Annotated in this window: 10 protein-coding genes and 1 tRNA gene; 4 read left to right on the top strand and 7 right to left on the bottom strand. The window is 60.7% G+C overall.

Translation table 11 applies throughout. From position 1 onward, the window contains the following. Positions 1–30 precede the first annotated feature (30 nt). Positions 31–107 (top strand) — tRNA-Asp (locus ACB039_RS18865). A gap of 155 nt (positions 108–262) precedes the next feature. Continuing rightward, positions 263–1,099: a tRNA cyclic N6-threonylcarbamoyladenosine(37) synthase TcdA gene (gene tcdA / locus ACB039_RS18860; RefSeq protein ID WP_171272978.1), complete on the top strand. Its 837-nt coding sequence runs from the start codon at positions 263–265 to the stop codon at positions 1,097–1,099. Between the two features lie 21 nt (positions 1,100–1,120). Here the strand turns inward: tcdA and ACB039_RS18855 are convergent, their stop codons facing one another. Beyond that, the gene (locus tag ACB039_RS18855; RefSeq protein ID WP_171272979.1) at positions 1,121–1,555 is read right to left on the bottom strand and encodes a SufE family protein; all 435 of its coding nucleotides are present in this window, start codon (positions 1,553–1,555) and stop codon (positions 1,121–1,123) included. 13 nt (positions 1,556–1,568) lie between these two features. Next, complete coding sequence (locus ACB039_RS18850) at positions 1,569–2,789, bottom strand: cysteine desulfurase (protein WP_171272980.1); 1,221 nt, start codon at positions 2,787–2,789, stop codon at positions 1,569–1,571. Positions 2,790–2,941: 152 nt separating this feature from the next. Here ACB039_RS18850 and rep point away from each other — a divergent pair, with 152 nt between their 5' ends. Beyond that, positions 2,942–4,954, top strand: a complete 2,013-nt coding sequence (rep, locus tag ACB039_RS18845) for a DNA helicase Rep (RefSeq protein WP_171272981.1) — start codon at positions 2,942–2,944, stop codon at positions 4,952–4,954. Here rep and ACB039_RS18840 read toward each other — a convergent pair. The 5 genes from ACB039_RS18840 to ACB039_RS18820 form a co-directional block, all read right to left on the bottom strand. After that, positions 4,941–7,241: a putative bifunctional diguanylate cyclase/phosphodiesterase gene (locus ACB039_RS18840; protein ID WP_371166209.1), complete on the bottom strand. Its 2,301-nt coding sequence runs from the start codon at positions 7,239–7,241 to the stop codon at positions 4,941–4,943. The two genes, rep and ACB039_RS18840, sit on opposite strands and share 14 nt — an antisense overlap. Positions 7,242–7,325: 84 nt before the next feature. Further along, positions 7,326–7,778, bottom strand: a complete 453-nt coding sequence (locus ACB039_RS18835; RefSeq protein ID WP_043132658.1) for a cytochrome c5 family protein — start codon at positions 7,776–7,778, stop codon at positions 7,326–7,328. Positions 7,779–8,052: 274 nt separating this feature from the next. After that, on the bottom strand, positions 8,053–9,078 hold the full coding sequence (gene tdh / locus ACB039_RS18830) for an L-threonine 3-dehydrogenase (protein ID WP_161506725.1): 1,026 nt from the start codon (positions 9,076–9,078) through the stop codon (positions 8,053–8,055). An 89-nt stretch (positions 9,079–9,167) separates the two neighbouring features. Further along, a complete protein-coding gene (locus ACB039_RS18825; RefSeq protein WP_043132653.1) occupies positions 9,168–10,358 on the bottom strand; it encodes a glycine C-acetyltransferase in 1,191 nt (396 codons plus the stop codon). 184 nt (positions 10,359–10,542) lie between these two features. Continuing rightward, positions 10,543–11,187: a TetR/AcrR family transcriptional regulator gene (locus ACB039_RS18820; RefSeq protein WP_043132651.1), complete on the bottom strand. Its 645-nt coding sequence runs from the start codon at positions 11,185–11,187 to the stop codon at positions 10,543–10,545. Positions 11,188–11,333: 146 nt separating this feature from the next. Between ACB039_RS18820 and rfaD the strand changes: the two genes are divergently transcribed. After that, positions 11,334–12,293, top strand: a complete 960-nt coding sequence (gene rfaD, locus ACB039_RS18815; protein WP_025325251.1) for an ADP-glyceromanno-heptose 6-epimerase — start codon at positions 11,334–11,336, stop codon at positions 12,291–12,293. Positions 12,294–12,307 lie beyond the last annotated feature (14 nt).

Here is a 12,307-nt window from a genome sequence, read left to right as displayed (position 1 = left end):
GACAATTTAGCAAAAAGCTAACCAGACAGCGGAGCGGTAGTTCAGTCGGTTAGAATACCGGCCTGTCACGCCGGGGGTCGCGGGTTCGAGTCCCGTCCGCTCCGCCACTAACAAGAAGCCCAGTCTCACGACTGGGCTTTTTTTCGTTTCAAGCATGCCGACGCCGCACTCATTTCCCCCTCGCATCAACACCGTCATCATCTGATGATCGCCGCTGGCCGTCGTTGCCGCTATAATGGCCGCCCTCAAGCAAGGTGGTGGTATGAAAGCAGAATATCTACAGCGATTCGGGGGCATTGCCCGTCTTTATGGTCAACGCGCGCTCGGTTCCTTCAGCCAGGCGAAAGTCTGCGTGGTGGGGATAGGCGGGGTCGGCTCCTGGGCGGCGGAGGCGCTGGCCCGTGCCGGCATCAACCAGATCACCCTGATCGACATGGATGACATCTGCATCACCAACACCAATCGTCAGATCCATGCCATGCAGGGCACGGTCGGCTGCCTCAAGACAGAAGTCATGGCCGAGCGCATCCGCGCCATCAACCCCGACTGCGAGGTGATCGAGGTGGATGACTTCGTCACCGCCGACAACCTGGCCGAGCATATCAAACGGGAGTTTGACTATGTGGTGGATGCCATCGATTCGGTCAAGGCCAAGGTGGCGCTGATTGCCTTCTGCAAACGCAACAAGATTCCGGTGATTGTGGCGGGTGGTGCCGGTGGGCAGATGGATCCGACCCAGATCACCGTGGCCGATCTGGCCAAGACTATTCAGGATCCGTTGGCTGCGAAGGTGCGATCCGACCTGCGCCGGTTGCACAACTTCAGCAAGAATCCGGCGCGAAAGTTCGGGGTTGAGTGTGTCTTCTCAACCGAGCAGCTGAGTTATCCCGATGGCAATGGTGGCACCTGTCAGGCCAAGGCGGCCAGCGATGGCAACATGAAGATGGATTGCGCCTCAGGTTTTGGCGCCGTGACGCCGGTGACGGCAACCTTTGGGCTGGTTGCCGCGTCCCGGGTATTAAAGAAGATTGCCGAGCGGGGTGCCCGCGCCGAGAAAGAGGCCGGGAATGGAGAGGTAGGGTCGATTAGCGAAGCCTGATCGACCACTGAACAAGGCGGGTTAGACCGCTTGTTCCCGGATCGCCAACACGATCGACCTGAGCCCGTTGCCCCGTGACGGGCTCAAGTGTTTCTCAAGCCCGAGTTCGGTGAAATACCCTTCCATATCAAAAGCCTGGATCGCCGCAGACGATTGGTGGTTGAGCGCCGCCAGCACGATGACGATAAGGCCCCGCACGATACGAGCATCGGAATCACAGGCAAAGTGCCAGCGGCCATCCTCGCTTTGTTCTCCCTTCAACCAGGCCTGGCTTTCACATCCCTTGAGACGGAATGCCTCCTGCTGCCATTCGCCGGGTAGCGTGGGTAACAGCTTGCCGAGCTGGATGATGAGCCGGTACTGGTTCTCCCAGCCGTGAGCGGCGGCAAACTGTTGGCGGATGCTGTCAGCATTGGGCTCAAGGCCAATCTGGGTATAGCTTGCGAGGTCACTCATTCGGTTGTCTGCCTTAGAAGAAGTCACTTAACTTGTACAGGGCCGCCAGCAGGGTATCCACGTCATCCCGATTGTTGTAGCAGGCCAGGGACACGCGCATGGTACCGCCGATCCCTAAGCTCTCCATCAACGGCATGGCGCAGTGATGGCCGACTCGCAGCGCTATGCCCTGCATGTCGAGCAGGGTGGCGGCATCCTGGGGGTGGATGTCGTCCAGCAGGAAGGAGACGGCGCCGGCCCGTTGTGCTGGTTCCCCGATGAGGCGCAGGCCCGGCACCTGCCGCAGGCCAGCGATCAGATGGTCGGTGAGTGCCTGTTCGTGGCGCACCAGGGCAGACCTGTCTTGAGTCCTGATAAAGTCGATGGCGGCAGCCAGGCCAATGGCCCCGGCGATATGGGGGGTCCCCGCTTCGAACTTGAAGGGCAGGGTATTGAAGGTGGTGCCGCTGAAGCTGACCTTGTCGATCATCTCGCCCCCCGCTTGCCAGGGCGGCATCCGCTCCAGCAATTCGGTTCTGCCCCACAACACGCCGATGCCGGTCGGACCGTAGAGCTTGTGACCGGAGAAGGCGTAGAAGTCGCAGCCTATGGTCTGTACATCTACCTCGAGGTGGGCCACCGCCTGGGCGCCGTCGATCAGGGTCAGGGCGCCAACCGCCTTGGCGGCGGCCACCATCCGGGTGACCGGATTGACGGTACCGAGGGCATTGGAGACATGGGCCACGCTCACCAGCCGGGTGCGCGACCCCAGCATCGCCAGGTAAGCCTCCATATCCAGATCCCCGCGCTTATCCAGCGGAATGGCCCGAATAAGGGCGCCGGTACGCTCTGCAATCAACTGCCATGGGACAATATTGGCGTGGTGCTCCAGGGTGCTGAGGACGATCTCGTCCCCTACCTTGAGTTCGCTCATGCCCCAGCTCTGGGCCACCAGATTGATCGCCTCGGTGGTGCCGCGGGTCCAGATCACCTCGTGGCTGCGGGGCGCATTGATAAAGCGGGCGACCGTCTCGCGGGCTGCCTCGAAGGCGCGGGTGGCGCGGCCGCTCAGGGCATGGGCGGCGCGGTGCACATTGGCGTTGTCGGCCCGATAGTAGTGAGCGATGGCGTCCAGCACCGCCTGGGGCTTCTGGGTGGTGGCGGCGTTGTCCAGATAGATCAGAGGGTGGCCGTTCACCTCCTGCGCCAGGGCCGGAAACTGGCTACGCAATTGGGCGTGCTGTTGCTGATTCATGCTCCCCTCATCTCCTCTGGAAAAGTCGGCCATGATCCGGAAAATGACGGGCAAACACAAGGCGAAGTGGCGGGATCCTGTGTCCGGTTTCGGCTGCCCGCGGGATCTCTGTTACAATGCCGCCCCTCATCATAAGCCAAGAGATCCGGCCCATGAAGCTCAACCCCAATCAGAACGAAGCGGTCAAGTTTGTCTCCGGCCCTTGCCTGGTGCTGGCGGGGGCCGGATCGGGCAAGACCCGCGTCATCACCAACAAGATCGCCTATCTGGTGCAGCAGTGCGGCTACAACGCCCGCAACATCGCGGCTGTGACCTTCACCAACAAGGCGGCGCGGGAGATGAAGGAGCGGGTCGGCCAGACCCTGGGTCGCAAGGAGGCGCGGGGGCTCATGGTCTCCACCTTCCATACCCTGGGGCTCGACATCATACGTCGCGAGCACAAGAGCCTGAATCTCAAGGCGAACTTCTCCCTGTTCGACGACACCGACCAGCTGGCGCTGCTGAAAGAGCTGACCGAGGCGGAGCTCGACAACGACAAGGACAAGCTGTCGGCCCTTATCAGCCAAATCTCCAACTGGAAGAACGACCTCATCCTGCCGGCGCGGGCCATGCGCATCGCCCGGGGGCCGGAAGAGGTGCTGATGGCTCAGCTCTATGAGCGTTACCACCGTCAGATGGTGGCCTACAACGCGCTGGATTTTGACGACCTCATCGTGATGCCGACCTTGCTGCTGAAGAACAACGAGGAGGTGCGGACCCGCTGGCAGAACAAGATCCGCTACCTGCTGGTCGATGAGTATCAGGACACCAACACCAGCCAGTATGAGCTGGTGAAGCAGATTGTCGGCGAGCGTGCCCGCTTCACCGTGGTGGGGGACGATGACCAGTCCATCTACTCCTGGCGCGGTGCCAAGCCGCAGAACCTGGTGCTGCTGAACGAGGATTTCCCCAGCCTCAAACTCATCAAGCTGGAACAGAACTACCGCTCCAAGGGGCGCATCCTCAAATGCGCCAACATATTGATTGCCAACAACCCCCATGTGTTCGACAAGGCGCTCTTCTCCGAGCTCGACTACGGGGTGCCGGTCAAGGTGCTGTTCGCCAAGAACGAGGAGCACGAGGCGGAGCGGATCGCTGCCGAGATGATGGGGCACAAGTTCATGAACCGCACCCGATTCAAGGATTACGCCATCCTCTATCGGGGCAATCATCAGTCGCGCATCTTCGAGAAGGCTCTGATGACCAACCGCATCCCCTATCGCATCTCGGGCGGCACCTCGTTTTTCTCCCGCACCGAGATCAAGGACATCATGGCCTACCTCAAGCTGCTGGTGAATCCGGATGAGGACACCGCCTTCCTGCGGGTGGTCAATCTGCCGCGCAGGGAAATCGGCCCCACCACCCTCGAGAAGCTGGGGCAGTACGCCAACCAGCGCGGCAAGAGCCTGTTTGCCGCCAGCTTCGAACTGGGGCTGGAGCAGCACCTGTCTGGTCGCGGACTGGTGGCCCTGCAGGCCTTTACCAACTGGCTGGTGCGGCTCGGTGATCAGGCGCTGCGCGGCAACCCGGTGGAGGCGGTGCGGGACATGATCAAGGAGATCCACTACGAGGAGTGGCTCTACGAGACCTCCCCCAGCCCGAAGGCGGCGGAGATGCGGATGCAGAACGTCTCCACCCTCTATCGCTGGATCACCGAAATGCTGGAGGGGGACGAGCTGGAGGAGGCCATGACGCTTGCCCAAGTGGTCACTCGCCTCACCCTGCGCGACATGATGGAGCGCAACGAGGGGGAGGACGATGCGGATCAGGTGCAGCTGATGACGTTGCACGCCTCCAAGGGGCTGGAGTTTCCCTACGTCTACATGGTGGGCATGGAGGAGGGCTTGCTACCTCACCAGACCAGCATCGACGAGGACAACGTGGAGGAGGAGCGGCGCCTCGCCTATGTGGGTATAACCCGGGCCCAGACCGAACTGACTTTTACCCTCTGCAAGGAGCGCCGCCAGTACGGCGAGTCGGTGCGGCCGGAGCCGAGCCGCTTCCTGCTGGAGCTGCCCCAGGACGACCTGGAGTGGGAAAACCAGAAGAAGGTAAGCGCCGAGGAGCGCCAGCAGAAGGGGCAGGTCGGGGTCGCCAACCTGAGAGCGCTGTTCAAGAAGGATTGAGGGAGGACTCGGCCGGTGGGTCTGCCTGAGTGAGCAGCGGTATGATGTCGGATCCTGGCAGGGGCGGGGAGATGTGGCGCCCCTGTCCCTGGGCGCAGCCCAGTTCGATCAGCTTTTGCAACTGCTGCTGGTTCTCGATGCCTTCGACCACCAGAGTGAAGTCGAGATCCTGACAGATGTCCCGCATGGCGCGGATCAGCGCCAGATCCTTGGGGGAGTTCAGCATGCGATGGGTGAAGCTGTCATCCACCTTGATGTAGTCCACCGGGAAGTGGAACAGGGCATTGAGGGAAGAAAAGCCGGTTCCGAAGTCGTCGAGGCTGATCTGGATCCCATTGGCCCTGAGTTCATGGAGCGAGGTGAGGGAGTCGGCACTCTGCCTGGAGAGCTCCCGCTCGTTGAATTCGAAGATGAAGTAGCCGGGTATCACCCCTTCTTCCTCCATGATGTGAACAAGCGCCATGATCTGCTCGCGGTTGGCCAGGTGCTTGCCGGACAGGTTGAGCGATATCTTGAAGCGGCCGCCGCCCGAGAGCTGCAGCCAGCTCTTCAACTGCTGGCAGGTGCGTCTGAGGATCTGGCGATCCAGATCCTGAATGAGGCCGCACTGCTCGGCCAGAGGAATGAAGTCGAAGGCATCTTTCAGTTCCCCCTCCTCCGTGATCCAGCGCGCCATCACCTCCAGACCGACCAAGCGGCTGTCACACAGCCTGATCACCGGCTGGAAATAGGGGACAATCCGTCCTTCCCGCAAGGCCCTGAACAGCCGCTCCTCCGGCGAGCCTGAGTGCTCCATGCAGGCGTCGGAATACATGACGATGCGACTGCGGCCATTGCGCTTGGCCTGGTACATGGCGAGATCGGCCTGGTGCAGCAGCTCGCTGATGTCCGTGGTCTGCTCCGAGACGCTGGCCACCCCCAGGCTGACGGTAACGGTCAGCTCATTGCCCTGAAGCCGGAACGGGTGGGCGATGCGGCTTACAATGCGGTTGAGCACCGGGCTGACGTCCTCCTCCTGCTGACTGTTGTCCAGATAGATGACGAACTCGTCGCCCCCGAGCCTGGCCACCATGTCATTTTGCCGGATACAGCTCTGCAGGCGTTTGCCCAACTCCAGCAGCAACTGGTCGCCGGCACTGTGGCCCAAGGCATCATTGACCTGTTTGAAATGGTCTACGTCGGCGAAGATCAGGGTAAAGCCGGCCGTCTGATAACGGCGATAGCGGGTCATGGCATGATGGAGGTGATTCATCAGCAGGGCCCGGTTCGGCAACTGGGTCAGCGGATCGTGCAGTGCATTGAACTGGAGTCGCCGCTCCAGTTCCTGATGGTGTCTGAGTCGTTTCTGCAACCGCAAGTTGGTCTGGCGCAGTTGCTGGAGCCGCTGGTTGATGGACTCCTCCGAGTTGAGTTCATCCAGCTGCTGCCTGACTCTCTTGAGTTCCAGCAGCAGGGTCAACTGGTGGCGCAGGAAGTCGAGGAACAGCCTGTCATCGGTTTCCAGCGGTTGGGTCGTGTTGATGAGGAGGTGGGCAAAATACTGCTGTTGTTGACGCAGAGGCAGGCTGTACCAGAACAATCCGGCCTCGCTGCGCTCTATGCAGTTGGTGCTGTGGCACAGGCCCCTGATGACGTCATCATCGTAGGTGAGCCGTGTCGGATAGAGTCTCTCCAGTCGCTGGTTGTCGAGGCGGATCAGCAGCATGTCATTGACGGCCAGCATCTGGCGCAGCACCGCCTCCAGCTGGGAAAACAGGGCATGCTGCGGCAGATTGTGGGCCAACCGCATGATGCGGCCGATCTTTTCTATCTTCTGCTGCCAGTGAGGATCCCGCTGCATGAGGGGGGAGGCTTGTCCTGCCAGCTGGGTACCGGTCTGGGTTTCGTGCAGGCGCTTGGCCAGACACTCCAGCAACAGTCTCAGGGTCGGGGTCTGCTCGGGGGCGCCGCGGGCCAGCAACCATTGCACCTCATAGTGCTCCACCGCCTGCACACACCATCCCTGCTGTTCATCCAGCCGGGTGAGCTGTTCGGTAAGACGGGGCTCTTCACGTCCCAGTTGCTGCTTGAATGTCTCGGGCAGCTGATGCTCATACAACCAGTGCAGGCCCCCATCGGCCAGCCCCAGCATGGCAAAGTGCTGCAGGGGGCAGAGTCTGCCCAGCTGCTGTACCAGCCTGGCGTAGTCCTCAGGTGAGGCGATGCCGGGCGCGGGAAAATCCATGATGGAAGAAACGACCGCCAGCAAGGGGGGGGGATCTGGCGGTGTGAGGGGCTGGACTGACATGCAACACTCCCGAATTAGCTCACCTACAAGCGTAGTCGGAAGTGATTGGATTTAAAGGGCCGCAATAGGAGCCCTTTCAACCACTTAGAGCTTGTCGATCATGTAGTGAATGGCGTTTTCGATCTCTTCGTCACTACAGGCTGCGCAGGTTCCCCGTGCCGGCATCATGCCAGCCTTGCCGGTGAAGCCTTCGATGGCATGCTTGCGCAGGGTCTCGAACCCCTGGGCAATGCGTGGTTCCCAGGCGGCCTTGTCCCCGCGCTTGGGCGCACCGGCCGCGCCGGTATCATGGCAGGCAAAGCAGGCGCCCTTGAACACGGTCTCGCCATCACGGGGACCGGACGAGGCAGCAGCCGGGGCGGCCGCGGCCGTCGCAATGCCTTCCAGATCCTTGGCAGTGTAGACCTGACCGACCGGTGCTATGCGCTCGGCGATGGCTTCCGTCGACATCTCATCGGCGGCAAAGACGGCGCCGGACAGGGTGGCGGCAGCCATCCCGGCAGCCAGCAAATAGCTCAGTTTTTTCAACACGCTCATGTACTCCCAGCAGGCTCTTATTATCCCTAGAAAACGACGGGATTATAACCGAATAGTTACAGGCATTTAAACGCTTGTGTGTGAAGTGTTAAGCAATCTGCGAACAAAGTTTCTGCGGCGGCAGTGGCCGCAGGCAAGGCAAGAGCAAAAAGAAACCCGGCTTTCGCCGGGTTTTTGCAATCAGCCGTGAAAAAGGCTGACTTGTCTCCACTCAGGATCCCGGTGCCGGACCGGGCCTTCGCACCTGACATCCACAAGCCGTTGTCCAGGCTTCTCAATCCCAGTTCAGGATCACCTTGCCAGACTTGCCTGACCCCATGGCTTCGAAGCCCTGTTGGAAGTCATCGATGTGGAAGTGATGGGTGATGATGGGGCTGAGGTCCAGGCCAGACTGGATGAGGCTGGCCATCTTGTACCAGGTCTCGAACATCTCGCGGCCATAGATCCCTTTGATAAACAGTCCCTTGAAGATCACCTTGTTCCAGTCGATGGCCATGGTGGAGGGGGGGATGCCGAGCATGGCGATCTTGCCGCCGTGGTTCATCTTGTCGATCATGTCCTGGAAGGCGCTGGGCACGCCGGACATCTCCAGCCCCACGTCGAAGCCTTCGGTCATGCCGAGTTCGGCCATCACGTCGGAGAGCTGCTCCTTGGCCACGTTGACGGCGCGGGTGGCGCCCATCTTGCGGGCCAGCTCCAGCCGGTATTCGTTGACGTCGGTGATCACCACGTGACGGGCGCCCACATGGCGGCAGACGGCGGCAGCCATGATGCCGATGGGGCCGGCGCCGGTGATGAGCACGTCTTCACCCACCAGATCGAAGGAGAGGGCGGTGTGCACGGCGTTACCGAACGGATCGAAGATGGCGGCCAGCTCGTCGGGGATGTTGTCCGGCAACTTGAAGGCGTTGAAGGCCGGGATCACCAGGTATTCGGCGAAGGAGCCCGGGCGGTTGACGCCGACCCCTATGGTGTTGCGGCACAGGTGGGTGCGACCGGCGCGGCAGTTGCGGCAGTGGCCGCAGGTGATGTGGCCTTCGCCGGAGACGCGATCACCGATGGCGAAGCCGCGCACTTCCTGGCCGACGGCGACCACCTCTCCCACATACTCGTGACCGACCACCATGGGCACCGGAATGGTCTTCTGGGCCCACTCATCCCAGTTGTAGATGTGCATGTCGGTGCCGCAGATGGCGGTCTTGCGGATCTTGATCAGCAGATCGTTGTGGCCGAGCTCGGGAGCCGGGACGTCCGTCATCCAGATGCCGGCTTCGGATTTGAGTTTGGAGAGTGCTTTCATGACAGATTCCTCACGGCGCTGTGCCGGGTACAGAGGGTAATAAAATGGGGCCCAACCTTGGCCCCCGTTTTAATCAGCTAGCCATGTGATCAAATCACACCGAGCTCGCGGCCGATGCGGATGAAGGCATCGATGGCCTTGTCCAGCTGCTCGCGGGTATGGGCGGCAGACATCTGGGTTCGGATGCGGGCCTGGCCCTTGGGCACCACGGGGAAGGAGAAGCCCACCACGTAGATGCCGGCGGCCAGCATGCGGCTCGCCATCTCGGCGGCCAGCTTGGCATCTCCCAGCATGACCGGAATGATGGCGTGATCGGCACCGGCCAGGGTGAAGCCGGCGGCGCTCATCCGGGTGCGGAAGTACTCGCTGTTCTCTTTCAACTGGGCGCGCAGCGCGTGGCCGTCGGCCAGCATGTCGATCACCTTGATGGTGGCCGAGACGATGGAGGGAGCCAGGGAGTTGGAGAAGAGGTAGGGACGGGAGCGCTGACGCAGCCAGTCGATCACCTCTTTCTTGCCAGAGGTATAGCCGCCGGAGGCGCCGCCGAGCGCCTTGCCCAGGGTGCCAGTGATGATGTCGACCCTGTCCAGCACGCCGCAATATTCGTGGGTGCCACGGCCGTTCTCGCCGATGAAGCCCACCGCGTGGGAGTCATCCACCATCACCAGGGCGTCATATTTGTCCGCCAGATCGCAGATGGATTTGAGATCGGCGATGACACCATCCATGGAGAAGACACCGTCGGTGGCGATCAGCTTGAAGCGGGCGCCGTCGGCATTGGCCTGCTTGAGCTGGGCTTCCAGCTCGGCCATGTCGTTGTTGGCGTAGCGATAACGCTTGGCCTTGCACAGCCGCACGCCGTCGATGATGGAGGCGTGGTTGAGTGCATCGGAGATGATGGCGTCTTCGGCGCCGAACAGGGTCTCGAACAGACCGCCATTGGCATCGAAACAGGAGGAGTAGAGGATGCTGTCCTCGGTGCCGAGGAAGGCGGACAGCTTCTGCTCCAGCGCCTTGTGCTGATCCTGGGTGCCGCAGATGAAGCGCACCGAGGCCATGCCGAAACCGTGGCTGTCGAGCCCCTGATGAGCGGCGGCGATGAGGTCAGGGTGGTTGGCCAGCCCCAGGTAGTTGTTGGCACAGAAGTTCAGAACCTGCTCGCCACCCACTGCAATCTGGGCCTGCTGAGCCGAGGTGATGATGCGTTCCTGCTTGTATAGCCCTTCCGCCTTGACCTGTTCGAGCTGTTCGGCCAGGTGACGATAGAATCCGTTAGACATCCTCGGTCCTCATTGACTGTGTCGACTGTGTTATCAGGATCTTGGGCCGTGCGAGGCGCACGGACTGACGTCGTCGCGGTCGTGACGAAACGTCGACAGACCCTGGAATGGGCAACATTTTACTGCAATCGCTGCGCACCAATTCAAATTTTTATGCTGATATTCAACAATTGTGAAACAGATCTCACCCTGCTGGTTGGGCCAGTTGGTGGTAGTGCTGCTCCAGTTGGCGGATCTGGGCGAGCACCTGGGGCTGCACATAGGGGCGCAGCAGGAAGAGCACCCGCAAGACGCCCTGATAAAGCAAGGGCTTGGTGATGCGGGTGGCGGGTGCCTGGGCTATCTGGAACGGGATCCAGCAGGTGACGACCATCTTTATGGTCTGGCCAAGGTCGGGCAGGTCTTCGTCGCTGACGTCTATGATGCCGCCCTCGCGCAGGCTTCTGAGCAGCGCCTCCACGGCGGCGCGCAGCTGCTCCTGAGCCTTGAGGTATTTGTGCTGCAAGGGTTCGTCGCGACTGAGGATGTCCGGTAGATTTGCGTAGAAGAAGCGGAACTGCCACATCAGATAGAAGATGGCATCCAGATAACCCATCAGATCTTCCAGCTTGATCTCGTGGCTGCGGGCCGGGGTGAAGCTCTCGCTCAGGTGACGGGCGTATTGATCGAAGATGGAGTGGATGATGTCTTCTTTATTGCGGAAGTGGTAATAAAGGTTGCCCGGGCTGATACCGAGATGGGCGGCAATGTGGTTGGTGGTGATGTTGCGTTCACCCTGATCGTTGAACAGCTCGGTGGCGCTGTGGATGATCCTGTCTCTGGTCTTCATCGCTGATCCCTCTGCCGGGCCCTGTGCGCCGAGGTCGAATCCCCTGGCGGCCCGTGATAAACTTTTCGGCAATTTCAAATTGGCCCACTATACACAGCTTTAACAGGCAGTCACACGGGGCCATCAACGTACGCGAGGCAAACTCCATGATCGTAGTAACTGGCGGTGCTGGCTTTATCGGCAGCAATCTGGTCAAGCAGCTGAACGCTCAAGGACGGACCGATATCGTGGTCATCGACGACCTGACCGACGGCACCAAGTTCGTCAACCTGGTCGATCTCACCATCGCCGACTACATGGACAAGGACGAGTTCCAGGCGCGGATCGTCTCCGGTGACGAGTTTGAAGAGTGGGATGGCGGCATCGAGGTGATCTTCCACGAAGGTGCCTGCTCCGCGACTACCGAGTGGAACGGCAAGTTCATCATGGAGGTCAACTACGAGTACTCCAAGGATCTGTTCCACTACTGCATCGAGCGGGAAATTCCCTTCATCTATGCCTCCTCCGCCGCGACCTATGGTGGTCGCAACGACAACTTCATCGAAGATCCCAAGTTCGAGCAGCCGCTGAACGTCTATGGCTACTCCAAGCAGCTGTTCGATCAATACGTGCGCCGCTGGCTGCCGGAGATCGACTCCCAGGTTGTGGGTCTGAAATACTTCAACGTCTACGGTCCCCGCGAACAGCACAAGGGTTCCATGGCCTCCGTCGCCTTCCACCTCAACAACCAGGTGAAGCAGGGGGACAATCCCAAGCTGTTCGAGGGCTGTGACGGCTTCCCGGACGGCGGCCAGATGCGCGACTTCATCTATGTGGACGATGTCTGCAAGGTGAACCTCTGGTTCTGGCAGAACCCGCAGCACTCCGGCATCTTCAACTGCGGCACCGGCCGGGCCGAGCCGTTCCAGAACGTGGCCGAGGCCGTGATCAAGCATCACCAGCAAGGCGCCATCGAGTACATCCCTTTCCCGGATCACCTCAAGGGTCGCTACCAGAGCTTCACCCAGGCAGATCTCACCCGTTTGCGCGGCGTCGGTTATGACGGCGAGTTCAAGACAGTGGCCGAAGGCGTGGCCGATTACATGGCCTGGTTGAACCGGGCTTGATCCCCCTCTGACGG

Source organism: Aeromonas sp. S2(2024) (assembly GCF_041402505.1).
Taxonomy (GTDB): domain Bacteria; phylum Pseudomonadota; class Gammaproteobacteria; order Enterobacterales; family Aeromonadaceae; genus Aeromonas; species Aeromonas media.
Note: the sequence above shows the minus strand (reverse complement) of the source record. Positions and strands in the feature narration are given on the sequence as shown.